Annotated in this window: 35 protein-coding genes and 1 riboswitch; all 35 genes read right to left on the reverse strand. The window is 33.4% G+C overall.

Going from position 1 to position 21103, the window contains the following annotated elements:
• Window positions 1-198 precede the first annotated feature (198 nt).
• Window positions 199-786, reverse strand: coding sequence for a ribonuclease H family protein (locus tag ABXG81_RS08145; protein WP_209813365.1), 588 nt, complete (start codon window positions 784-786; stop codon window positions 199-201).
• On the reverse strand, window positions 783-2234 hold the full coding sequence (locus ABXG81_RS08150) for an alpha-amylase (protein ID WP_209813366.1): 1452 nt from the start codon (window positions 2232-2234) through the stop codon (window positions 783-785). The genes ABXG81_RS08145 and ABXG81_RS08150 overlap by 4 nt, the downstream gene beginning before the upstream one ends.
• Window positions 2234-2875, reverse strand: a complete 642-nt coding sequence (gene deoC, locus ABXG81_RS08155; RefSeq protein WP_209813367.1) for a deoxyribose-phosphate aldolase — start codon at window positions 2873-2875, stop codon at window positions 2234-2236. Before deoC ends, ABXG81_RS08150 begins: the two co-directional genes overlap by 1 nt.
• Window positions 2862-3971: a SpoIIE family protein phosphatase gene (locus tag ABXG81_RS08160; RefSeq protein WP_288223104.1), complete on the reverse strand. Its 1110-nt coding sequence runs from the start codon at window positions 3969-3971 to the stop codon at window positions 2862-2864. Before ABXG81_RS08160 ends, deoC begins: the two co-directional genes overlap by 14 nt.
• A 419-nt stretch (window positions 3972-4390) precedes the next feature.
• The gene (locus ABXG81_RS08165) at window positions 4391-5032 is read right to left on the reverse strand and encodes an HAD family phosphatase (protein WP_353528760.1); all 642 of its coding nucleotides are present in this window, start codon (window positions 5030-5032) and stop codon (window positions 4391-4393) included.
• A 172-nt stretch (window positions 5033-5204) separates the two neighbouring features.
• Complete coding sequence (thiC, locus tag ABXG81_RS08170; RefSeq protein ID WP_117520212.1) at window positions 5205-6512, reverse strand: phosphomethylpyrimidine synthase ThiC; 1308 nt, start codon at window positions 6510-6512, stop codon at window positions 5205-5207.
• Between the two features lie 127 nt (window positions 6513-6639).
• Window positions 6640-6741: riboswitch (TPP riboswitch) on the reverse strand.
• 186 nt (window positions 6742-6927) lie between these two features.
• Window positions 6928-7269, reverse strand: a complete 342-nt coding sequence (rplQ, locus tag ABXG81_RS08175) for a 50S ribosomal protein L17 (protein ID WP_117520214.1) — start codon at window positions 7267-7269, stop codon at window positions 6928-6930.
• A gap of 9 nt (window positions 7270-7278) precedes the next feature.
• Window positions 7279-8235, reverse strand: coding sequence for a DNA-directed RNA polymerase subunit alpha (locus ABXG81_RS08180; protein ID WP_117520217.1), 957 nt, complete (start codon window positions 8233-8235; stop codon window positions 7279-7281).
• Window positions 8236-8267: 32 nt separating this feature from the next.
• Window positions 8268-8861, reverse strand: a complete 594-nt coding sequence (gene rpsD / locus ABXG81_RS08185; protein WP_117520219.1) for a 30S ribosomal protein S4 — start codon at window positions 8859-8861, stop codon at window positions 8268-8270.
• Between the two features lie 12 nt (window positions 8862-8873).
• The gene (gene rpsK, locus ABXG81_RS08190; RefSeq protein WP_117520221.1) at window positions 8874-9269 is read right to left on the reverse strand and encodes a 30S ribosomal protein S11; all 396 of its coding nucleotides are present in this window, start codon (window positions 9267-9269) and stop codon (window positions 8874-8876) included.
• A gap of 8 nt (window positions 9270-9277) precedes the next feature.
• Window positions 9278-9622 (reverse strand): 30S ribosomal protein S13, encoded by a 345-nt coding sequence (rpsM, locus tag ABXG81_RS08195; RefSeq protein WP_117520223.1) that lies wholly within the window; start codon window positions 9620-9622, stop codon window positions 9278-9280.
• A gap of 9 nt (window positions 9623-9631) precedes the next feature.
• Window positions 9632-9745, reverse strand: coding sequence for a 50S ribosomal protein L36 (rpmJ, locus tag ABXG81_RS08200; RefSeq protein WP_004818043.1), 114 nt, complete (start codon window positions 9743-9745; stop codon window positions 9632-9634).
• A 288-nt stretch (window positions 9746-10033) separates the two neighbouring features.
• Window positions 10034-10252, reverse strand: coding sequence for a translation initiation factor IF-1 (gene infA / locus ABXG81_RS08205; protein ID WP_004834664.1), 219 nt, complete (start codon window positions 10250-10252; stop codon window positions 10034-10036).
• Between the two features lie 120 nt (window positions 10253-10372).
• Window positions 10373-11035 (reverse strand): adenylate kinase, encoded by a 663-nt coding sequence (locus ABXG81_RS08210; protein WP_117520225.1) that lies wholly within the window; start codon window positions 11033-11035, stop codon window positions 10373-10375.
• 3 nt (window positions 11036-11038) lie between these two features.
• Window positions 11039-12313, reverse strand: coding sequence for a preprotein translocase subunit SecY (gene secY, locus ABXG81_RS08215; RefSeq protein ID WP_117520227.1), 1275 nt, complete (start codon window positions 12311-12313; stop codon window positions 11039-11041).
• 11 nt (window positions 12314-12324) lie between these two features.
• Window positions 12325-12819, reverse strand: a complete 495-nt coding sequence (gene rplO / locus ABXG81_RS08220) for a 50S ribosomal protein L15 (protein WP_117520229.1) — start codon at window positions 12817-12819, stop codon at window positions 12325-12327.
• 9 nt (window positions 12820-12828) lie between these two features.
• Window positions 12829-13011: a 50S ribosomal protein L30 gene (gene rpmD / locus ABXG81_RS08225; protein WP_117520231.1), complete on the reverse strand. Its 183-nt coding sequence runs from the start codon at window positions 13009-13011 to the stop codon at window positions 12829-12831.
• A gap of 9 nt (window positions 13012-13020) precedes the next feature.
• The gene (gene rpsE / locus ABXG81_RS08230) at window positions 13021-13530 is read right to left on the reverse strand and encodes a 30S ribosomal protein S5 (protein ID WP_117520233.1); all 510 of its coding nucleotides are present in this window, start codon (window positions 13528-13530) and stop codon (window positions 13021-13023) included.
• A gap of 13 nt (window positions 13531-13543) precedes the next feature.
• Window positions 13544-13909, reverse strand: coding sequence for a 50S ribosomal protein L18 (rplR, locus tag ABXG81_RS08235; protein ID WP_117520235.1), 366 nt, complete (start codon window positions 13907-13909; stop codon window positions 13544-13546).
• 9 nt (window positions 13910-13918) lie between these two features.
• A complete protein-coding gene (gene rplF / locus ABXG81_RS08240; RefSeq protein ID WP_117520237.1) occupies window positions 13919-14458 on the reverse strand; it encodes a 50S ribosomal protein L6 in 540 nt (179 codons plus the stop codon).
• 10 nt (window positions 14459-14468) lie between these two features.
• The gene (rpsH, locus tag ABXG81_RS08245) at window positions 14469-14864 is read right to left on the reverse strand and encodes a 30S ribosomal protein S8 (protein ID WP_117520239.1); all 396 of its coding nucleotides are present in this window, start codon (window positions 14862-14864) and stop codon (window positions 14469-14471) included.
• Between the two features lie 18 nt (window positions 14865-14882).
• A complete protein-coding gene (locus tag ABXG81_RS08250; protein WP_117520241.1) occupies window positions 14883-15068 on the reverse strand; it encodes a type Z 30S ribosomal protein S14 in 186 nt (61 codons plus the stop codon).
• 11 nt (window positions 15069-15079) lie between these two features.
• Window positions 15080-15622: a 50S ribosomal protein L5 gene (rplE, locus tag ABXG81_RS08255; protein WP_117520243.1), complete on the reverse strand. Its 543-nt coding sequence runs from the start codon at window positions 15620-15622 to the stop codon at window positions 15080-15082.
• A 14-nt stretch (window positions 15623-15636) separates the two neighbouring features.
• Window positions 15637-15945, reverse strand: coding sequence for a 50S ribosomal protein L24 (gene rplX / locus ABXG81_RS08260; protein WP_117520245.1), 309 nt, complete (start codon window positions 15943-15945; stop codon window positions 15637-15639).
• Window positions 15946-15954: 9 nt separating this feature from the next.
• Window positions 15955-16323, reverse strand: coding sequence for a 50S ribosomal protein L14 (rplN, locus tag ABXG81_RS08265; RefSeq protein ID WP_117520247.1), 369 nt, complete (start codon window positions 16321-16323; stop codon window positions 15955-15957).
• A gap of 18 nt (window positions 16324-16341) precedes the next feature.
• A complete protein-coding gene (gene rpsQ / locus ABXG81_RS08270; RefSeq protein ID WP_117520249.1) occupies window positions 16342-16602 on the reverse strand; it encodes a 30S ribosomal protein S17 in 261 nt (86 codons plus the stop codon).
• 5 nt (window positions 16603-16607) lie between these two features.
• Window positions 16608-16814 (reverse strand): 50S ribosomal protein L29, encoded by a 207-nt coding sequence (gene rpmC, locus ABXG81_RS08275; RefSeq protein ID WP_117520251.1) that lies wholly within the window; start codon window positions 16812-16814, stop codon window positions 16608-16610.
• A 2-nt stretch (window positions 16815-16816) separates the two neighbouring features.
• Complete coding sequence (gene rplP / locus ABXG81_RS08280) at window positions 16817-17245, reverse strand: 50S ribosomal protein L16 (RefSeq protein ID WP_117520253.1); 429 nt, start codon at window positions 17243-17245, stop codon at window positions 16817-16819.
• Between the two features lie 23 nt (window positions 17246-17268).
• The gene (gene rpsC / locus ABXG81_RS08285) at window positions 17269-18015 is read right to left on the reverse strand and encodes a 30S ribosomal protein S3 (RefSeq protein WP_117520255.1); all 747 of its coding nucleotides are present in this window, start codon (window positions 18013-18015) and stop codon (window positions 17269-17271) included.
• A gap of 9 nt (window positions 18016-18024) precedes the next feature.
• Window positions 18025-18363 carry a 50S ribosomal protein L22 gene (rplV, locus tag ABXG81_RS08290; protein ID WP_117520257.1) on the reverse strand — a complete coding sequence of 113 codons (339 nt, stop codon included), beginning with the start codon at window positions 18361-18363 and terminating at the stop codon, window positions 18025-18027.
• 9 nt (window positions 18364-18372) lie between these two features.
• A complete protein-coding gene (gene rpsS, locus ABXG81_RS08295; protein WP_101539548.1) occupies window positions 18373-18660 on the reverse strand; it encodes a 30S ribosomal protein S19 in 288 nt (95 codons plus the stop codon).
• A 10-nt stretch (window positions 18661-18670) separates the two neighbouring features.
• Window positions 18671-19504 (reverse strand): 50S ribosomal protein L2, encoded by an 834-nt coding sequence (gene rplB, locus ABXG81_RS08300; RefSeq protein WP_117520259.1) that lies wholly within the window; start codon window positions 19502-19504, stop codon window positions 18671-18673.
• 11 nt (window positions 19505-19515) lie between these two features.
• The gene (gene rplW, locus ABXG81_RS08305; RefSeq protein ID WP_117520261.1) at window positions 19516-19809 is read right to left on the reverse strand and encodes a 50S ribosomal protein L23; all 294 of its coding nucleotides are present in this window, start codon (window positions 19807-19809) and stop codon (window positions 19516-19518) included.
• Window positions 19809-20432, reverse strand: a complete 624-nt coding sequence (gene rplD / locus ABXG81_RS08310; RefSeq protein ID WP_117520263.1) for a 50S ribosomal protein L4 — start codon at window positions 20430-20432, stop codon at window positions 19809-19811. The genes rplW and rplD overlap by 1 nt, the downstream gene beginning before the upstream one ends.
• 11 nt (window positions 20433-20443) lie before the next feature.
• Window positions 20444-21079, reverse strand: a complete 636-nt coding sequence (rplC, locus tag ABXG81_RS08315) for a 50S ribosomal protein L3 (protein ID WP_117520265.1) — start codon at window positions 21077-21079, stop codon at window positions 20444-20446.
• Between the last annotated feature and the right edge of the window lie 24 nt (window positions 21080-21103).

Genomic DNA, 21103 nt, shown 5'->3' on the forward strand with positions numbered 1-21103 from the left:
TTTATAACTTATGTATACTCTCTCGGTGGTATGGTGATTATGATTACAGTAATCTCCACGATCCCGAGAACGCGAGTAGATATAACACACTAAAATAATAATTAAATTACACAACATTCTATATAGATTCAATAACAAAATAATAACTTTAAAAAGAGCTGTCGCAAAATAAATATCTATTATTTGCAACAGCCTCTTTTATATTTCTATACCACAAGCTTTCTTTGCAAGTAAATCTGCTTTATCATTGTACTTATCGTTAGAATGACCTTTTACTTTTACAAAATTTATTTTTATTCTTTTTCTTGCTTCATATATAAATCTCTTATAGGATTTGGTAAGATCATTATTAGTCTTCCAGTGCCCATCTGCCCAACTTGCTATGCCTTGGTAGTCGTGGTAGATTACTATTTGATCTTTCTTATCTTTGATAGCTTCACTTATGGCAAGTTCACTTGCCTTAACTTCTCCTGCTACATTTCTATGAGTATGATAAGAATCATCGTAAGACCTCATTAATTCTTTTTCTTTTCCTTCTGTAATATATACTACTCCTGATCCATAAACTTTTAGTTTTTGATTGTAAGAACCGTCTACATAAGCTATTACAGAATTTTCTGTTAATTCTAACTCTTTTTTGCTATCATCCATAAAAGTATTAGCATCTTCTAAACTTTTAAATGACTTATAGATTGCTCCACTATAGCCTTTTACTTCTTCTAAACAAGAATCCCAGGATGTATATATCCCAGGATTCCTACCTTTTTTTACTGCATAATATTTCATAATGTTTCTTTATTTGTCCAATAAGTTACTTTCCCGCCGCCTACTGTAAATAATCCATTTCCATCATCATCTATAACTACTTCTTCATTTTTACCTGATAGATCTACATAAGTAGCACCTGCTTCACTTTCTCCAACGTGCATTTGTTTTTCTGCATTATCTTTGATTGAAATTAGTACTGCTAGTGGCTTGTGTTCCTCATCTCCGCGTCTAACCCAACCTATAACTGCTGGATCATCGAAGTAATCATCTTGATCTCCATAATTATAGTTCTTACGAACTTTTATCATATTATTAATCATACCTTCTAATGAATCTGTTTTTGTTGGTCCACAAAGTCCATAATAATCACCTGCAAATATACATGGGTAGCCATCTTTTCTAAATAAAATTAAGGCATAGGCTATTTCCTTAAACCATCCATCTACCCAAGAATCAAGTCCTTGACCTGGTTGGCTATCGTGATTATCTACAAAAGTAACCGCTTGTTCTGGAAAGTCTTTTACAATAGTATTATCAAAAATCTTTCTCATATCGTAATTACCCATGGACTTACTAGCTTCTTCAAAGTGAAAGTGAAGCGGCACATCAAATAGATCTATTTGATAATTTGTAGATTCTAAATATGCACTAATAGTATCCTTAGAATATTGCCAAAATTCTCCAAATAGATAAAAGTTTTCTATCCCATTTTCATCTATGATATGACCTGATAAATCTTTGATAAAGTCTTCTGATATATGTTTTAAAGCATCGTAACGGAAGCCATCTACATCAGTCTCTTTTATAAACCAGTCAGTCCATTTAAATATTTCATCACGTACTTCTGGGTGAGTATGGTCTATATCGTTATTCATAAGGTAATCAAAGTTTCCTTTTTCATTGGAAACATCGATATCCCAATATTTCCCATCTCCAACTATCCTATAGATAGCAGAAGTTTCTGATAAATCATCATAGTCTACACCGGTAAAGTGATACCAGTGCCATTGCATTCCGGAATATTTTCCCTTACGACCTGGAAAAGTGAAATGAGTCCAAGCTTCTATATCAGTTTCTTCTCCAACATCTTGAGTACGGTTATTTTGATCAACCATTACTGCCTTAAACTTTTCTTTTGCATCTCCATTTCCCTTATGGTTTAAAACTACATCAGCATAGCATTTTATTCCTGCTTCATGAAGAGAGTTTATCGCCTCTAGTAGCTCTTCTTTAGTACCATATTTGGTTCTTATTGTTCCTTTTTGGTCAAATTCTCCCAAATCCCAAAGGTCATAGGCACCATAACCTACATCCATATCGGATCCACCCTTGGTCATTGGTGGCATCCATAGTGCATCTATGCCATTTTCTTTAAGTTTTTTTGCATTTTTTCTTAGATTTTTATAAAAACTGCCATCTGCTGGAGTGTCCCACTCGAAAGATTGCATCATTACTTCATTTGCCATTATTTATCCTCTGCACAAATTTCTATAGACTTGCTTGCTCCAATTCTACTAGCTCCTGCTTCTACCATTTCTAATGCTTCACTTGCCGTATGAATTCCTCCACTAGCTTTCACTCCTATATTAGGACCCACTGTTTTTCGCATAGTAGCTATATGTTTAGCTTTTGCACCATCTGTTGAAAAACCAGTAGATGTTTTTACAAAATCAGCTCCTGCTTTTACTGCAAGATCGCAAGCTTTTATAATTTCTTCTTCTGTAAGTAAACAAGTTTCCACGATAACTTTTAAAATATTATTTCCACAAGCCTCTTTAACTGCTTTTATATCTTCTATAACATAGTCATAGTCTTTTTCCTTGAGTCGGCCAATTTCTATAACCATATCAATTTCATTAGCACCATCTTCTATAGCACATTTTGTCTCATAAGCCTTAGCAGATGTAGCCATAGCTCCTAATGGAAATCCAACAACCGCAGTTATTTTTACATCTTTATTATAGTCTTTTATAAGTTTTACAAATGATGAATTTACACATACACTGTAAAAATCATTTTCTATGGCTTCATCTACAAGCTTTTTTATATCAGAGCTTGTAGCCTCTGGCTTAAGATTCGTATGGTCAATCAATCTATTTAACCTCATCTTCGTTCTCCTTATAAGAAATCATAGCAAGGGTTATATCATCTTGTTGCTCTCCCCAAGTAAAATCACTTATTCTATCATATATCTTATTTATATCCTGAAATTTACAAAAAGTTTCTCTTAATTTCTCAAGACCAAATTCTTTTTTATCTTCATTACTAGCTTCTATTGCTCCATCAGTAAAAAAAAGAATTTTGTCCCCTTCTTCTAAGTTTAAGGTCACTTCATTATATACATCTGGTTCTATAATATTTGAAATCATTCTACCATTAGCATGGAGAAATTTGCAAGTATAGGCACTATTCTTATATAGCATTGGTGGGCAATTATGACCAGCATTAGAAAATATTAAGCTATTGTCTTTAAAATCGAAAATTCCAAGCCAAGCTGTAAAATACTGAGAAGAATCTATATCTAAATCAAAAAATCTTTCACGAAGTTTAAGAAAGGCATCTGAAGGAGTAAATTCTGGGTGCTTATCAAAAATTGAGCCTATAGATACCTTAATGAACATAGTCATTATAGATGCCTTGACCCCATGTCCCATTACATCAGCTATATAAAATGCATATCTACTATCATCTAGCCTTATAATGTCATAAAGATCTCCAGAAACATTAGCACTAGGTATATATATACCTTCTAAAATAATATTTCCATAAGCCTTACTTTTAGGTAAAATAGAAGACTGAACTTTTCTAACAAATCTTATATCATCAAGCATACTTCGATTAGCTTCAAATAACTCAATTTTCATCATAGTTTCTCTAGTTATATCACGAAAAACTTCAACTGTACCCTTATATTTATCTTCATAAAAAATAGGAGAAGCCTTTATGCTATAGTATCTTTCTGAAATAAGTTTTTCCTCAACTACAGTGGTATTTCTAATAGACTCATTCTCACTTGCAAGGTTAAGGGGGACATTTTCATCTAGATATATCTTAAGATCTTCGGACTTCTTCCTAGCTTCTTTTAAAGAATCATTAATAAACATAGTGTTTCCTTTAGGGTCCACTATCCTAACCCAATCATCCATTGAGTTTAACACAGCAAAATTTGTTTCTTCTAATTTATCTACAAGTGTTTTTGCCATAACTTCCATCCCTTAACACGTTAATTTTTGAAACTTCTTACTAATAACTATATCATTTTACCTAAACTTTGGCAAATAATTCTCAAAGTGTATATACTTAGAATTTCAACGTTTATAAGATTTAAATTGAATTTAAGGAAAGCAATATTTAAAATTTCTAATTTTATAAGCTTTATATAAGTAATAAAGATAAATATATTGACCAAAAATTACAATACTATAATAAAATTGATTCATTTTATATAACAAGTAAGTTTTTTTTATAAAATATAAAAATAATACTTATTAACTATTATTCCTATTTTTACATATAGAAAGATAAATTGAAGATAATAAACTCGTATTAACCTATATCACATGCCAAAGTATATTGTATAATACTTTATTATCTTTGTATTTATAATATAATTATCTAATGATTAATTTATGTAATTAATAACTTGATAAAGATCAACAAGCTCTCTATCAGCATCAAAATTTTTATCAAAAGAAGTATCATGAACTATAAAGTAGTCAATACCAGCAGCTTTGGCAGCCTTATATCCATTATTAGAATCTTCTAATATAAGTGCTTCATTTTTTTCAACCCTAGCTTTTTCGATTGCCTTTATAAATATTTCTGGATTTGGTTTACTTTCTTTAAGTTCTTCTCCGGATATAATAAAATCAAAGTATTCGTAAATTCTTTCCTTCTCTAATAAAAATGAAACTTTTTCTCTAGAAGAAGATGATGCTACACAAGCCCTAATATTATTTCCTTTAATAAATTTTAATAGTTGGTCAAGTCCTTCTTTTTTGATACTTTTTTCATAACTCTTAAAATATTCTTCTCTATAATCTTTAAGTTTATTTCTAAACTGTGTAGTTTTTTCTTCACTGCCTATATCATCTGCAATAAATCTATGAATACCAGCTTCACTCATTCCAGCCATTTGGTTTCTTTTATTTATATCATAGGAAAATCCATAATCTGCAGCAAACTTTTTACAAGATTCATAATACATTTTCTCAGTATCAAACATCAAACCATCCATGTCAAATATTATTAGCTTATATTTCATTTCAATCTCCTAACTATGTTTTTCGTATTAATTAATAATATTACTATTTTTAGTTATTAAATCAAAGTCTATAAAACATAATGGTAGGTATATATTTTTATTTATCTAAATCTTTAATATAAATAACAAAAAAGGCAAGGTATAATAAGCCTTACCTCTACTAATACTTTTATTATAATATATCTATTTCTTCACCTTCTAGGGCCTTGTTCATGCTCCTAATTGAGCAGAATTTACCACACATAGAACATGAATCTTCATTTTCTGGCTTGTATTCATCCCTTTTTGTGCGTGCTTTTTCTGGGTCCATGGCAATGTTAAATTGTGCTTCCCAATCTAGATTTCTTCTAGCATCTGCCATTTGATCATCTAGCTCTCTTGATTTTGGCAACTTATTTGCTATATCTGCTGCATGAGCTGCAATTTTAGTTGCAATAATACCTTCTCTAGTATCTTCTACATTAGGTAAGCCTAAGTGTTCTGCAGGAGTTACATAACAAAGAAAGCTAGCTCCATTTTGAGCAGCTATAGCTCCCCCTATAGCTGCTGTTATGTGATCATAACCTGGAGCTATATCTGTAACTATTGGCCCTAATACGTAGAAAGGTGCTCCTTTACATAAACTTTGTTGTATTTTCATATTAGCTGCTATTTGATCCATAGGCATGTGTCCTGGTCCTTCTACCATTACTTGTACATCCTTATCCCAAGCCCTTTGTGTAAGTTCTCCAAGTCTAACTAGCTCATCAATTTGAGATATATCAGATGCATCTGCAAGACAACCTGGACGACAAGCGTCTCCTAGGGATATAGTAACGTCATATTCACGACAAATGTCTAAGATTTCATCGTAATATTCATAGAATGGATTTTCCTCTCCAGTCATACTCATCCAAGCAAATACTAGAGAACCGCCTCGAGAAATTATATTCATCTTTCTCTTTTCATTCTTTATTTGATCCATAGTTTTTTTATTTATACCACAGTGAAGAGTTACAAAATCCACACCATCTTCTGCGTGTAGTCTTATTACATCTACAAAATCTCTTCCACTTATATCTTTAAGGTCTCTTTGATAATGGATTACAGCATCATATACTGGTACTGTTCCAAGCATTACCTTGCTTTCTTCAACAAGTTTTTGTCTAAATGGTTGGGTGTTTCCATGACTTGATAAGTCCATAATTGCATGAGCACCAAGTTCTATAGTTTTATTTACTTTCTCTATTTCCTTATCATAGTCTTTTGCATCTCTTGATATACCCAAGTTAACATTAACCTTTGTTGTAAGCATTGATCCTAATCCTTCTGGATCTATTGCTTTATGTTTAATATTTGCTGGAATAATGGCTTTACCTTCAGCTATGTATCCTCTTAAAGTCTCTGGATCTATATTTTCTTTTTTAGCAACGACTTCCATTTCAGAAGTTATTATCCCCATTCTAGCAGCTTGCATTTGTGTCTTGTAATTTCTTTGCATTTTATTAGCTCTCCTTTTTTAATTTTTATTATTCAAGGTTGATTTATATATAGAGGAGAACCCATGTTAATCGTAATACATCTACGTTAAGGATTATAAAATAAAAAATACCTGCAAAAATATGCAAGTACTACATCTTTTTGCTCCCTACGCTAGTATTAACTAACAGGTTCTAAGGGTCAGGTTTTACCTTCTCAACTTTTATAGTAAAGTCCCCCTGCGATTTATTTAATTTAACCTACAATCATCCTAACACTATGTATTAGCTTTGTCAAATTGCTATTTTTAAAATTAAGATAAATAAAAAAGCACCTTTGTTTCGCCAAAGATGCTAGAAGTCTTGTTTTAACTTATTAATTTATTTTTATACTAATAACTAAGCCCAATATTACTCTCTTATCAGACTGGATTATTATTAAACTAATTCAAGTATAGCTCTTTCTGAGCCATCTCCTCTCCTTGGTCCTAGTTTTAATACTCTTGTGTATCCACCGTTTCTTTCAGCATATTCTGGAGCTATTTCGTCAAATAGCTTTTGAACTGTTGAAGGTTTATAAATGTAAGCTGCTGCTTGTCTTCTTGAGTGAAGTGTATTTTCTTTGCCAAGACTAATCATTTTTTCTGCCATCTTTTGTGTTTCTTTAGCTCTTGAAATAGTAGTTTCAATTCTACCGTTTTCGAATAAAGAAGTCACTTGGTTTCTAAGCATGGTATTTCTATGGTCAGTTCTTCTGCCAAGTTTTCTTTTATTAGCCATTCTTACCTCCTATTCATCTTTTAGACTTAGACCCATATCATGAATCTTATCTTTTACTTCTTCTAATGATTTTTTACCAAAATTTTTGATAGTTTTAAGTTCTGCTTCAGATTTTTCTACTATATCACCTACTGTATCAAAACCAGCTCTTTTTAGACAGTTAAATGAACGTAAAGATAGATCCATTTCTTCAATCGTCTTGCCTAACTCTGTATCACTTGGTTCTGTGAAAGTTTCTTCTTCAACTTCTTCGATTTCTTCTTCTTCAACAAATTCTACATTTGGAAGATCTTTGAAGTAAGTGAAGTCATCTATAAGAATACTTGCACCTTCTGATAAAGCTTCTTGTGGTGAGATAGTTCCATTTGTCCATACTTCTATGACAAGTTTATCATAGTCTGTTGCTTCTCCTACTCTAGTATTTTCTACATAGTAGTTTACTTTTTCAACCGGAGTAAATGAAGAGTCAATAGCGATAGTTCCGATAGGATCTGAGTCAGATTTGTTTTGATCTGAAATTCTATATCCCTTACCATTTGTAACTTCAAGTGATATAAATAGCTTAGCCTTGTCATTAACAGTTGCTATATAATGATCAGGATTTGCAATTTCAATTGAACTATCCTTGCTTATATCTTTTGCTGTTACAATCTTTGGTCCTTCAATATCTAAAAATAATGTTACATCTTCATCATTATTTTTCTTAATATCAAGACCCTTTAAGTTTAGGATGATTTCAGGAACGTCTTCTACTACTCCATCAATTATTGAAAATTCATGGAGGACTCCTTCTATGAGAATTTTTGAGACGCTAGAACCAGGTAAGGATGAAAGTAACACCCTTCTCATACTGTTTCCAATGGTTGTACCATAGCCTCGTTCAAGTGGATATAAGGCAAATTTGCCATAATTGCTGGCTTCGTCTATATCCAATATTTCAATATTTGTATCTAATTTTTCGATCATGGTAACTCCTTAGTTCTAACTTTTTTTAATTATTATTTAGAGTAGAACTCTACGATCATACGTTCTTCTACTGGTATATCAATGTCTTCTCTAGTTGGGAATCTATCAATTGTTACTTTTAAGTTTTCTATATCAGAATTTATCCAATCAACTACTCCAAAAGTTGCGTTTGTTTCTTTGATAGTTTTGAATAATTCTTTGTTTTTAGATTTTTCACGTACTTCGACTACATCGCCTTCTTCTACAAGATATGAAGGGATATCTACTTGTTTACCATTTACTAATAAATGTCCGTGAGTTACTATTTGTCTTGCTTCTCTTCTTGTTCTTGCAAGACCTGATCTAAATGCTATATTATCTAATCTTCTTTCGCAAAGGATTATAAGTTGTTCACCTGTTTGTCCTTCCATTGTAGTTGCTTTTTCATAGTATCCTCTAAATTGTTTTTCAGATACTCCATAGATAAATTTAGCTTTTTGCTTTTCTCTTTGTTGCATACCGTAGTCTGACATTTTACCACGTCTTTGTGGGAGTTGTCTTTTAGATTCACCTGTGTATCCAAGGTATGCTGGAGAAATTCCTAAAGCTCTTGCTCTTTTATAAACTGGATCTTTTGATACTGCCATAATTTCTCCTTATTAAACTCTTCTTCTTTTTGGTGGTCTGCATCCATTATGTGGAATTGGTGTTACATCTTTAATCATTGTAACTTCAAGTCCTGCAGCTTGTAAGCTTCTTATTGCAGATTCACGTCCAGAACCTGGTCCTTTTACATATACTTCTACTGTTTTTAGTCCTTGGTCAATTGCTTTTTTAGCAGCTGTTTCTGCAGCTTCTTGTGCAGCAAATGGTGTAGATTTTCTACTACCTCTAAAACCAAGTTGTCCAGCAGATGCCCAAGATAAAGCGTTACCTTGCATATCTGTAATAGTTACCATTGTGTTATTAAATGTTGAGTTAATGTGAGCTTGGCCACGTTCAACATTTTTCTTAACTCTACGTTTACGTGATGTTGTTTTTCCTTTTTGAGCCATTGTTCTCCTTAACCCTTTCTTCCTTTTCTAGTTCTAGCGTTATTTTTTGTATTTTGTCCTCTTACTGGAAGTCCCGCTTTGTGTCTAAGACCTCTATAGCTGTTGATTTCACGAAGTGCTCTAATATTCATAGATGTTTCACGACGTAAATCACCTTCGATTGTATAGTTGTTTAGTTGTTCACGGATTTTACCTAATTCTTCTTCAGTAAGATCTTTCATTTTTGTATCAGGATTGATTCCTGTATTTTTTAATATTTCGTTTGCAGTTGCACGACCGATACCATAGATATAAGTAAGGCCTATTTCTGCTCTTTTTTCTCTAGGTAAATCTATACCAGCTAATCTTGGCATTAAACCCTCCTAACCTTGTCTTTGTTTATGCTTTGGATTTTCGCAAATTACCATAACTTTACCATTTCTTTTGATAATTTTGCATTTATCGCACATTTTTTTTACTGATGCTCTAACTTTCATGTTATTCTCCTTGTCTTTATCTGACTTATTTTTAAGTCCTAATGAAATTATCCTCTCAAGGCTTTATAGCTTAGTCTTTAGGACTCATAATCACCCGTCTGGTTAATCTATGACTTCGTCTCGAAAATGTAAAATGCTTCGCATTTTCCACCCATGATGATTTTCCTCTCAAAGAAGATGCTCTTCTTCTCGCTTAGTTTTTCGGACTCATGATCGCCCGTCCGGTCGATCTAGGACTTCGTCTCGAAAATGTAAAATGCTTCGCATTTTCCACCCATGATGATGGGACTACTTCTTCCTCCAAGTGATTCTTCCTTGGCTTAAGTCATATGGAGATAGTTCTACTGTTACTTTATCTCCTTCTAGTATTCTTATGCTGTTCATTCGAAGCTTGCCTGAGATATGGGCTTGGATTTCGTGTCCATTGTCTAGTTCTACTTTAAATATTGCGTTTGGTAGAGCTTCTGTAACAACTCCTGTAACTTCTATAGCATCTTTTTTTGACATATATAGAACCTCCTTTTTTGCTTCTAACATGTCTTATAAAACTAATTTATTTGCCTTATATCCATAAGACATATTTGCTCAAAGAGATTCGATATTTTCTCTTTTTCTACTAATCATAAATTAGTTTATTTCTCCTAATTTATGTTTAAATTCTTCAAAAACTTCATCGATAGTTTTGCTGCCATCAATACTCTTTAATATACCTTTGTTTGTGTAATAATCAATGAGTACCGCTGTTTGTTCATTGTAAACATCGATTCTATTTTTTACTGTTTCAAGTGTATCATCTGCCCTTTGAATTAGTTCTGTTTTACATTTATCACATATTCCATCTACCTTTGGTGGATGATTAATTATGTGATATGTAGCTCCACAATTTGGACAAACTCTTCTGCCTGTTACTCTTTCAATTAATATATCTTCATCTACATCAAAGTAGATTACTACATCAATTTTTTGGCCCCTATCTTCCATACCTTGATCTAAAGCTTGGGCTTGGCTTAGGTTTCTTGGAAAACCATCGAATAAAACAATCTTATCAGAACTTTTTGTGTTTTCTTGCTTATCAAAGTAGTCCCATAATAAATCAATGGTTAATTCATCTGGTACAAGATTACCTTGATCCATATACTCTTTTGCTTTTAAGCCTAGAGGAGTTTTATTGTGGATGTTATATCTAAATAAATCTCCTGTGGCTATTTGTACTGCATCTAAATTTTCTAAAATTTTATTTGATAGTGTACCTTTACCTGCTCCTGGGGGGCCTAACAATATAATATTCATCTTTTACCTATTTAAAAATCCTTTGTATTGTTTCATTGTCATCATTGCTTCAAGTTGTTTTATAGTTTCAATTATAACTCCAACTACTATGATTACTGAAGAACCACCAAATGATAGTCTCAATCCTAAAAGTTTGGAAGCAATTGCTGGAATTATTGTAAGAAGCGCTAAGGCTATTGAGCCTATAAAAGTAATCCTGGTAGCAACTTTTGCTAAGTATTCGCTTGTTGGCTTTCCTGGTCTAATTCCTGGAATGAACCCACCATTTTGTTGTAATTGTTTTGCATATTCTACAGTATTAAACTGAATTTGGTTATAAAAATATGCAAATATTAAAATAAGTGCTGATTGGATTATTAGGTATAGAATAAAACCTCCAGTTGTATTTTGGAAGAAATTTGTTATACCACTTTGTCCACCATTGCCAAAGAATAAACTAATTGTAGATGGTATAGCCAACACTGCTGAAGCAAATACTATTGGCATAACTCCACCCATATTTACTTTAACAGGTATATGGGTTGATTGACCACCATACATCTTACGTCCTACGACTCTTTTAGCATACTGAATTGGAATTCTACGTTCACCTTCGGATATTAATACTACTGCAATTACAATAAGGATTACTAAAATCGCCATTATTATAATTGGTAAATATCCTACTAATCCATAGTGAACTTGTGAAGTCCATCTGGATAGTGTCTTTGGAAATGATGCTATGATACCCATAAAGATTAGAAGGCTTGTACCATTTCCAAGTCCTTTTTCTGTAATAGTTTCACCCATCCATGTAACAAACATTGTTCCACCGATAAGGATTACATTCATTGCTATTTTTTGGAATGTTGTTGCATTTGAAAGTGCTGCTCCATATAAACCGTTAGTAACTGCTATAGCTTGGAATATCGCTAATACTATTGTTACATATCTAGTGTATTTTTGGATTTGCTTACGTCCTTGTTCTCCTTCACGTGTAAGTTCCTCTAGTCTTGGTATAACTACTGTTAATAGTTGCATGACGATAGAAGACGTAATGTAAGGCTGAACGCCTAGGGCAAAGATTGATAGGGTTGATAGGCCACCACCAGTTAACATATTTAGATAGTCAACTAAGGTACCTTCAACAGATGAGTAAGCACTTTTGAGAGCCTCTTGATCTATAAATGGTAATGGAATATTATTTCCAAACCTATAAACCAAAAGCATAAGCATGGTAAACCAGAATCTTTCTCTGATTTCAGGCTCTCTAGATGCTTTTTTAATTGTTTCTAGCATTGCTCACCTTCTTAGTTTTCTGCTTTTGTATCTTTCTCAGATGGTCTTACCCATTTTTTAACTTCAATTTCTTCAACTGATCCACCAGCCGCTTCGATTTTTTCTTTAGCACTTGCTGTGAATTTGTGAGCTTTTACATTAAGTTTTGTTGTAAGTTCTCCATCACCAAGGATCTTAACTCCATCTTTAGCTTTGTTTTTATTCAATATTTTATTTTCAAATAGTAATTCTGGTGTTACTTCTGTTCCATCCTCAAACATATTTAATGTTTCTACATTGATAACTTCGTATTGTTTTTTATTGATATTTTGGAAGCCTCTTTTTGGAAGACGTCTATATAAAGGCATTTGACCACCTTCAAAACCTGGTCTTACTCCACCACCAGATCTTGAGTTTTGTCCATCTTGTCCACGACCAGCACGTGTACCATTTCCTGAACCTGGACCTCTACCTTTTCTTTTTTTCTTCTTTAGTGGTTGATTAGGTTGTAATTCATGTAATTTCATCTTACACTCCTAGTTAATTTCTTTTACTTCAAGCATAAAAGGAATTTTATTAATCATTCCTCTAACTGCTGGATTATCTTCTCTTACAACACTTTGTCCGATCTTTTTAAGACCTAGAGCTTTTGCTGTTGCAATTTGATCATCTTTTCTACCGATAAAAGATCTTTTTAATTTGATTTCTAATTGGCTCATATTTGCTCCTTAATAATCGAATTCTTCTACCGATTTACCACGAAGTTTAGCAACATCTTCAACAGTTTTCATGTTATAGAAAGCATCTAGACAAGCATTGATAATATTTCTAGGATTGTTGCTTCCTAAGTTTTTAGCTCTGATATCTTTATAACCTGCAAGTTCGCATATAGCACGTACAGGTCCACCAGCGATGACTCCAGTACCTTCTGCTGCTGGCATTAATAGTACATGTCCGCTTGCTTTATGCCCTTCTATTCTATGTGGAATTGTTGTTCCTACTACTGGAACCTTGATCATATGTTTTTTAGCATCTTCTGTTGCTTTTCTAATTGCTTCTGGTACTTCTGTAGCTTTTCCTGTTCCAATTCCAACTACACCGTTAGAATCTCCTACTACTACAAGAGCTGCAAATCTCATGTTACGTCCACCTTTTACAGTTTTAGCAACTCTGTTGATTGATACTACTCTATCTTCGAGGTTTAGCTTTTCTACTTCACTTCTTAATAAATATTTCATCTAATACCTCCTATTAAAACTTAAGACCAGCTTCTCTTGCTGCTTCAGCTAGAGCTTTAACTTTCCCATGGTAAATATTACCATTTCTATCAAAAGCAACTTCACTTATACCAGCTTCAATTGCTCTTTTCGCTATAGCTTCACCTACTTTACTTGCAGCTTCAATATTTGATTTAGATTCTAAACCATTAGCTACATCTTCTTGTAAAGTATTTGCACTTGCTAATGTTACACCATTTACATCATCAATGACTTGTGCGTAGATATTAGCATTTGATTTGTATACGGAAAGTCTTGGTCTTTCAGGAGTACCGCTGATTTTTGCTCTAACTCTTTTTTTACGAGTTTGAAGTCTTTGTTTTTTATTATCTTTAGCCATTTATCTCTCCTACTTACCTGTCTTACCAACTTTGCGTCTTACATATTCGCCTTCATATCTTATACCCTTACCTTTATATGGTTCTGGTTTTCTCCATTTTCTGATATTAGCTGCATGTAAGCCTACTAATTGTTTATCAATTCCATTAACAACAATAGTTCTATCATTTGGTACTTCAGTTTTGATTCCTTCTGGATCTGGCATTGTAACTTGGTGTGAAAAACCTAAATTCATTACTAAGTTATCACCTTGTTTTTGAGCTCTATAACCTGTACCTTCAATTTCTAATGTTTTGCTAAATCCTTCTGTAACACCTTTTACCATGTTAGCAATAAGTGATCTAAATAAACCGTGGTCTATATTTTGTTGCTTTGTATACTCTTCTGGAATTTTAACTAGTAGCTGATTATCTTCTTCTACTACTTCAATTGTTGTTGGGAAACTTTGAGTTAGATTTCCTTTTGGGCCCTCTACTCTAATATTTTGTCCGTCAATTACAACTGAAACTCCATTTGGGATTTCAATTGGTTGTTTACCTATTCTTGACATATATTTCTCCTTACCATACGTAACAAATAACTTCGCCACCTACATTTTGACTTCTTGCAGCTTGGTCAGTTAAAAGTCCTTTTGATGTTGAAATAATTGCTATCCCAAGACCATTTAATACTTTTGGTACTTCGTTCGCTTTTACATAAACACGAAGACCTGGTTTACTAATTCTTCTAAGGCCTGAGATTACTTTTTCACCGTTTTCAGTATATTTTAAATCTATTGTAAGAATTCCTTGTTTGTTATCTTCTTCTACGTTAAATCCGTTAATGAAGCCTTCATCAAGAAGAATTTGTGCAATAGCTTTTTTTTCATTAGAAGATGGTAAGCTAACTTCTTTATGATTAGCTTTAACTGCATTTCTAATTCTTGTTAGCATATCCGCAATTGGATCTGTCATCATAATATTTATCCTCCCTAATTACCAGCTAGATTTTCTTACTCCAGGAATTTGTCCCTTATTTGCTAATTCTCTAAAACAAATACGGCATATTCCATATTTCCTAAGGTAGCCGTGTGGTCTACCACAAATTTTGCATCTGTTATATTCTTGAGTTGAATACTTATGTGCTTTCTTTTGTTTAGCTATCATTGACTTTTTAGCCATTAAGCGCTCCTTTATTTTTTAAATGGCATTCCCATTAATTCTAAGAATGCTTTAGCTTCTTCATCTGTATTAGCTGTAGTAACAATTGTAATATCCATACCATGTAAGAAATCTACATCATCATATTTGATTTCCGGGAATATTAATTGTTCTTTAATTCCTAATGAATAGTTTCCACGACCATCAAATGAGTTTGGGTTTATACCTCTAAAGTCTCTTACACGTGGTAGTGAAATACTGATTAACTTATCTAAGAAGTCATACATTTTTTCACGTCTTAGTGTTACTTTAGCTCCGATTGGTTGACCTTCTCTTAATTTGAAGTTAGCTACTGATTTTTTAGCACGAGCTTCTATAGGTTGTTGACCTGTAATTAATGCAAGTTCATTCTTTGCTGAAGTTAATAATTTTTCATTATCTTTCGCTTCACCAAGACCAACGTTTATAACTATTTTCTCTAACTTCGGTACTTGCATTACATTCTCGTAGTTAAATTGTTCAATAAGAGCTTTTACTACTTCGTTTTCATATTTTTCTTTTAATCTGCTTGCCATAATATCTCCTTAGACTAGTCGAACTTCTCATTTGTCTTATGGCTTACTCTGATTTTTCTGCCATCTTCAAATACTTTGCTAGTTCTAACACCTCTGCCAAGTTCTTCTGAGTATAGAAGTACTTTTGACGCATCAATTGGACCTTCTTGTTCAAGTCTTCCAGATTCGCCACCCATTTGCATAGCTCTTTGGTGTTTAATTTGAATATTAGCACCTTCTACAATAACTTTATTTTCTTTTGGGAAAGCTTTTATAACTTCACCAACATGACCTTTATATTGGCCAGATATAATTTGAACTTTATCGCCTTTTTTAACGTGCATTGAATCCTCCTATAATACTTCTGGAGCAAGGGATATAATTCTCATGAATCCTTCCCTTCTTAATTCTCTAGTAACTGGTCCAAATATACGTGTACCAACTGGTGACTTATCATCTTTAATAATTACTGCTGCATTTTCATCAAAAGCAATTTTTGAACCATCAACTCTTTTTAGGCCTCTTTTGCTTCTAACAATAACCGCTTTTACAACATCACCTTTTTTTACCGCTCCGCCGGGTGTTGCACTTTTAACTGAACAAGTTACAACATCACCTATATTTGCATATCTTATGCCAGTTCCGCCTAGAACTTTGATTACTTGTAATTCACGTGCTCCGGAGTTATCTGCAACTCTCATACGAGTTTCTTGTTGTATCATTATAATCTCCTTAAACCATTAAACAATTTCAGCAGTTTGGGCAACTCTTACTAGTCTCCATCTTTTTGTTTTTGATAGAGGGCGGGTTTCCATAATTACTACTGTATCGCCTACTTTAGCTTCATTTTTCTCATCATGAGCTTTATATTTTTTACTTCTATTGATTCTTTTTTTATACACTGGGTGTGAAATTTTATCTTCTACTAAAACTGTAATAGTCTTATCCATCGCATCAGATACTACAACACCACGTGCTACTCTTCTACTGTTTCTTTCCATGAAATTTAAGCCTCCCTATTTATATTAAGCTTTCTTTCAGTTTGTATTGTTTTAACTCTAGCGATGTCTTTTTTGACACTTCCAATTGCTGATGGATTTTCTAATTGTCCAGTTGCAAGTCTGAAACGAAGATTAAAAAGCTCACTTTGTAAATCATATAATTGTTTATCTAAATCATGGTCTGATAAATTTCTGATTTCTTTTGCTTTCATTATTATTCCTCCGTACCTGTAACTTCAAGTCTTTGTATGAATTTAGTTTTGATAGGAAGCTTTTGTGCAGCAAGTCTCATAGCTTCTCTTGCAGTTTCTTCACTAACACCACTCATTTCAAATAGTACACGGCCTGGTTTTACTACTGCTACCCAATATTCAGGAGCACCTTTACCAGAACCCATTCTAACTTCTGCAGGTTTTTTAGATACTGGTTTATCTGGGAATACTTTAATCCAGATTTGACCACCTCTTTTGATATATCTTGTCATCGCACGACGAGCAGCCTCGATTTGGTTAGCTGTCATCCAAGTAGCTTCTAATGCTTGTAAGCCATATTCACCATAAGCTAATTGGTTACCTTTTTGAGCTTCACCTTTCATTCTGCCCCTGTGTTGTCTACGATATTTAACTCTTTTAGGCATTAACATAAGTTTATCTCCTTATATAAATACTATTTATTAGTATTTTCGTTATTATTTCTGTTAGGACGTCTATTGTTGTTTCTTCTCTTTTTATTTCTATTATTTGGTCTTTGCTTCATTTTTGGTTCACGTACAGCTTTCTCTCCTGGAAGAATTTCGCCTTTATAAATCCAAACTTTACAACCAATTTTACCATATTCTGTATCAGCTTCTGCAAAACCATAGTCAATGTCTGCTCTTAGTGTTTGAAGTGGAATTGTTCCTTCTGAATATCCTTCGCTTCTAGCCATATCAGCTCCACCAAGACGACCAGATACCATAGTCTTAATACCTTTAGCTCCAGCTCTCATTGTTCTTTGGATAGGTTGTTTCATAGCACGTCTAAATGCTACTCTGTTTTCAAGTGCTGATGCAATATTTTCTGCTACTAATTGTGCATTAAGGTCTTGATATTTGATTTCTTCAACGTTTATGATTGTTCTTTTGCCCGGAGCAACTTTTTCGATTTTTTTCTTAAGTTCTTCAATTCCTGAACCACCTTTACCGATAACCATACCTGGTTTTGCTGTAAAGATTGTGATTTTAAGGTTATTTACTGCTCTTTCAATTTCTATATCAGCAATTCCTGCATCATAAACTTCTTTTTTAACTACTTTTCTGATGTTATAGTCTTCTACTAATAGATCTGAGAATTCTTCTTTATCTGCATACCATTTTGAGTCCCAGTCTTTTATAACACCAACTCTAAATCCTTTAGGGTTTACCTTTTGGCCCATATTTTCCTCCTACGCTTCTATATTCTCAAGAACTATGCCAATGTGGCTACTTCTTTTAAGTATTGGATATGCTGCACCTTTAGCTTTTGGATGCCATCTTTTCATAGTTGGAGCATCATTTGCAAATGCGTTTTTAACATATAGGTCTTCTCTATCAAGTCCGTTGTTGTTTTCTGCATTTGCTATAGCAGATTTAAGTACACCTTCAAGTAATCTAGCACCTTTTTTGTTTGTAAATCTTAAGATATTAAGTGCTTCATCTACTTGTTTACCTCTAATCTCTTTACAAATATAGTTTACTTTAAGAGGAGATATTCTTTGATATTTAGCTGTTGCTTTAACTTCCATTGTAATCTCCTAACGCATTTTACTTTTCATTTCAGTTGCCTTTTTAGCATGGCCTCTGAAAGTTCTTGTTGGTACAAATTCACCTAGTTTATGTCCCACCATATCTTCTGTGATATAGATTGGCACGTGTTTTCTACCATCGTGTACTGCTATAGTATGTTCTACAAATTCAGGGAATATTGTAGAACGTCTTGACCAAGTTTTTATAACTTTTTTCTCATTTTTTTCATTTAATTCGTCAATCTTTTTCATTAAATGATCATCGACAAATGGTCCTTTTTTAAGTGATCTAGCCATTATATCCCCCCTATTTTTCATCTCTTCTTCTTACAATGTATTGTGAAGATTGTTTTTTCTTATTACGTGTTTTAACACCGATAGCTTTTTTGCCCCATGGTGTCATTGGTGATGGACGACCAATTGGTGTACGACCTTCACCACCACCGTGTGGATGGTCTACTGGGTTCATTACAGAACCTCTAACGTGAGGACGGCGTCCTTTATATCTTGTTTTACCTGCTTTACCAAGTCTAACTAATTCGTGTTCTGAATTTCCTACAACTCCTACTGTCGCTTTGCAGTTTAAGTGTACTAGTCTAACTTCACCACTTGGTAATCTTAGTGTTGCAAACTTACCTTCTTTAGCCATAAGTTGTGCCCCAACACCAGCACTTCTTACTAATACTCCACCTTGACCTGCTCTAAGTTCAATATTATGAATCATAGTACCTACTGGAATATCTTTAAGTTCTAGAGCATTACCTGGTTTGATATCTGCATTTTCTCCTGATAGAATTTCATCTCCTACTTTAAGTCCTCTTGGAGCCAAGATATATCTTTTTTCTCCATCAGCATAAGTTACTAAAGCGATATTTGCTGATCTATTTGGATCGTATTCTATAGTTTTTACTCTTGCTGGAATATCATCTTTGTTTCTTTTGAAATCGATGATTCTATATTTTCTTTTTACTCCGCCGCCTCTAAAGCGCACTGTTGTTCTACCAGTATTGTTACGACCACCTTTAGATTTTAAATCTCTTAAAAGTGATTTTTCTGGTCTATTTGTGGTAATTTCTTCGAATGTTGAAACAGACATATTTCTATGACCATTTGAAGTTGGTTTTAATTTTCTTATAGGCATTTAAATCCTCCTTATAAACCTTCGAAGTATTCGATTTCTGCACTGTCTTCTGTAAGAGTTACGACAGCTTTTTTCCAGTCTGCTTTTTTGCCAATACCATGACGTGTACGAACTTTTTTACCTTCGTAATTCATAGTTCTTACTTTTTTTACTTTTACTCCGTCAAAGATTTCTTCAATAGCAGCTTTTATTTCTGGCTTGTTTGCATTTTTATCTACTTCAAAAGTATATTTGTTTTCATCAAGTAAGCTCATGCTTTTTTCTGTAATAATTGGTCTTTTAATTACTTCATAAGGTGATTTCATTATATAAATACCTCCTCAAGTTTAGCAATTGCATCTTTTGTAATTACTAGCTTGTTATGTCTTACTAAATCATAAACATTTATTAAATTAGCAGCTGATACATCAACACCTTCAATGTTTCTAAATGATCTATAAACGATGTTGTCATTTTCTGCTGTTACTACATACGCTTTTTTGCCAGCGTCAATAGCATTTAATATACTTGCTGCTTCTTTTGTCTTAGGCTCTTGTAAATTTAAGCTATCTAAAACTATTAATTCATTGTCGTTTACTTTTGAAGTAAGAACTGAGTAAAGTGCTTTTCTTCTTAATTTCTTTGGAATTTGGTAGCTATAATCTCTTGGCTTTGGTGCAAATACTACTCCACCGCCTGTATAATGTGGTGCTCTTATTGAACCTTGACGAGCTCTACCCGTTCCTTTTTGTCTAAATGGTTTACGTCCACCACCACGTACTTCAGAACGTGTTCTAGCAGATTGTGTACCTTGTCTTTTATTTGCAAGTTGGTTTTTAACTACTTCGTAAACTGCGTGTTCGCTTACTTTTGTGTTAAATAGAGTTTCGTTAAGCTCTAATTCACCAACATTTTCTCCTTGAATGTTTAATACGTTAACTTTAGGCATTTAAGTCCTCCTTAGTTTTGGCCCTTGACTGCTTGTTTAACTTGAACAAGTCCGCCTTTAGGTCCTGGAACCGCACCTTTAACTAGGATATATGAGTCTTCTAAGTTTACTTTTACCACTTGTAAGTTTTGAACAGTAACCCTTTCATTTCCCATTTTTCCTGAGCCTTTTCTACCTTTGAATACTCTAGCTGGATCTGAACCTGCTGCACGAGCACCTGCTACTCTATGAGATTTAGAACCGTGAGATTGAGGACCTCTACCATAATTCCATCTTTTAATAGCACCTTGGGTACCTTTACCCTTGCTTGTTGCAACAACATCTACGACTTCGCCTGCTTCAAAGATATCTACAGCTAATTTATCTCCTACCGCAAGTTCTATTGGATCATTGCCGTAGTTTACTTCTTTAAGGTATCTTTTGTAAGATGCGCCTGCTTTGTCAAAATGACCTTTAACTGGTTTTTTAACATTTTTTTCTTTTTTGTCCATATAACCGATTTGCACTGCGTTGTAACCGTCTGTTTCTTCTGTTTTAACTTGTACAACTACATTTTCATCAGCCTTTAGAACAGTAACTGGAGTAACTACTCCGTCTTCATCGATGACTTGAGTCATGCCTACTTTTGTTGTAAATATACTCTTCATGAGTACCTCCTTAATTACAGCGGA

The organism is Anaerococcus nagyae (assembly GCF_040364225.1).
Classification (GTDB): domain Bacteria; phylum Bacillota; class Clostridia; order Tissierellales; family Peptoniphilaceae; genus Anaerococcus; species Anaerococcus nagyae.

Bases quoted from the DNA above. Each gene is read 5' to 3' on its own strand.
- ABXG81_RS08145 (WP_209813365.1), bottom strand. From the start codon at position 786: ATGAAATATTATGCAGTAAAAAAAGGTAGGAATCCTGGGATATATACA.
- ABXG81_RS08150 (WP_209813366.1), bottom strand. From the start codon at position 2,234: ATGGCAAATGAAGTAATGATGCAATCTTTCGAGTGGGACACTCCAGCA.
- deoC (WP_209813367.1), bottom strand. From the start codon at position 2,875: ATGAGGTTAAATAGATTGATTGACCATACGAATCTTAAGCCAGAGGCT.
- ABXG81_RS08160 (WP_288223104.1), bottom strand. From the start codon at position 3,971: ATGGCAAAAACACTTGTAGATAAATTAGAAGAAACAAATTTTGCTGTG.
- ABXG81_RS08165 (WP_353528760.1), bottom strand. From the start codon at position 5,032: ATGAAATATAAGCTAATAATATTTGACATGGATGGTTTGATGTTTGAT.
- thiC (WP_117520212.1), bottom strand. From the start codon at position 6,512: ATGCAAAGAAATTACAAGACACAAATGCAAGCTGCTAGAATGGGGATA.
- rplQ (WP_117520214.1), bottom strand. From the start codon at position 7,269: ATGGCTAATAAAAGAAAACTTGGCAGAAGAACTGACCATAGAAATACC.
- ABXG81_RS08180 (WP_117520217.1), bottom strand. From the start codon at position 8,235: ATGATCGAAAAATTAGATACAAATATTGAAATATTGGATATAGACGAA.
- rpsD (WP_117520219.1), bottom strand. From the start codon at position 8,861: ATGGCAGTATCAAAAGATCCAGTTTATAAAAGAGCAAGAGCTTTAGGA.
- rpsK (WP_117520221.1), bottom strand. From the start codon at position 9,269: ATGGCTCAAAAAGGAAAAACAACATCACGTAAACGTAGAGTTAAGAAA.
- rpsM (WP_117520223.1), bottom strand. From the start codon at position 9,622: ATGCCAAGATTAGCTGGTATAGATTTACCTAGAGAAAAAAGAGCAGAA.
- rpmJ (WP_004818043.1), bottom strand. From the start codon at position 9,745: ATGAAAGTTAGAGCATCAGTAAAAAAAATGTGCGATAAATGCAAAATT.
- infA (WP_004834664.1), bottom strand. From the start codon at position 10,252: ATGTCAAAAAAAGATGCTATAGAAGTTACAGGAGTTGTTACAGAAGCT.
- ABXG81_RS08210 (WP_117520225.1), bottom strand. From the start codon at position 11,035: ATGAATATTATATTGTTAGGCCCCCCAGGAGCAGGTAAAGGTACACTA.
- secY (WP_117520227.1), bottom strand. From the start codon at position 12,313: ATGCTAGAAACAATTAAAAAAGCATCTAGAGAGCCTGAAATCAGAGAA.
- rplO (WP_117520229.1), bottom strand. From the start codon at position 12,819: ATGAAATTACATGAATTACAACCTAATCAACCACTAAAGAAGAAAAAA.
- rpmD (WP_117520231.1), bottom strand. From the start codon at position 13,011: ATGAGCCAATTAGAAATCAAATTAAAAAGATCTTTTATCGGTAGAAAA.
- rpsE (WP_117520233.1), bottom strand. From the start codon at position 13,530: ATGAAATATTTATTAAGAAGTGAAGTAGAAAAGCTAAACCTCGAAGAT.
- rplR (WP_117520235.1), bottom strand. From the start codon at position 13,909: ATGGCTAAAGATAATAAAAAACAAAGACTTCAAACTCGTAAAAAAAGA.
- rplF (WP_117520237.1), bottom strand. From the start codon at position 14,458: ATGTCAAGAATAGGTAAACAACCAATTGAAATCCCAAATGGAGTTTCA.
- rpsH (WP_117520239.1), bottom strand. From the start codon at position 14,864: ATGATGACAGATCCAATTGCGGATATGCTAACAAGAATTAGAAATGCA.
- ABXG81_RS08250 (WP_117520241.1), bottom strand. From the start codon at position 15,068: ATGGCTAAAAAGTCAATGATAGCTAAACAAAAGAAAGCACATAAGTAT.
- rplE (WP_117520243.1), bottom strand. From the start codon at position 15,622: ATGGCAAGCAGATTAAAAGAAAAATATGAAAACGAAGTAGTAAAAGCT.
- rplX (WP_117520245.1), bottom strand. From the start codon at position 15,945: ATGCACGTTAAAAAAGGCGATAAAGTTCAAATTATATCTGGCCAATAT.
- rplN (WP_117520247.1), bottom strand. From the start codon at position 16,323: ATGATACAACAAGAAACTCGTATGAGAGTTGCAGATAACTCCGGAGCA.
- rpsQ (WP_117520249.1), bottom strand. From the start codon at position 16,602: ATGGAAAGAAACAGTAGAAGAGTAGCACGTGGTGTTGTAGTATCTGAT.
- rpmC (WP_117520251.1), bottom strand. From the start codon at position 16,814: ATGAAAGCAAAAGAAATCAGAAATTTATCAGACCATGATTTAGATAAA.
- rplP (WP_117520253.1), bottom strand. From the start codon at position 17,245: ATGTTAATGCCTAAAAGAGTTAAATATCGTAGACAACACAGGGGCAGA.
- rpsC (WP_117520255.1), bottom strand. From the start codon at position 18,015: ATGGGCCAAAAGGTAAACCCTAAAGGATTTAGAGTTGGTGTTATAAAA.
- rplV (WP_117520257.1), bottom strand. From the start codon at position 18,363: ATGGAAGTTAAAGCAACAGCTAAATATCAAAGAATATCTCCTCTTAAA.
- rpsS (WP_101539548.1), bottom strand. From the start codon at position 18,660: ATGGCTAGATCACTTAAAAAAGGACCATTTGTCGATGATCATTTAATG.
- rplB (WP_117520259.1), bottom strand. From the start codon at position 19,504: ATGCCTATAAGAAAATTAAAACCAACTTCAAATGGTCATAGAAATATG.
- rplW (WP_117520261.1), bottom strand. From the start codon at position 19,809: ATGAAATCACCTTATGAAGTAATTAAAAGACCAATTATTACAGAAAAA.
- rplD (WP_117520263.1), bottom strand. From the start codon at position 20,432: ATGCCTAAAGTTAACGTATTAAACATTCAAGGAGAAAATGTTGGTGAA.
- rplC (WP_117520265.1), bottom strand. From the start codon at position 21,079: ATGAAGAGTATATTTACAACAAAAGTAGGCATGACTCAAGTCATCGAT.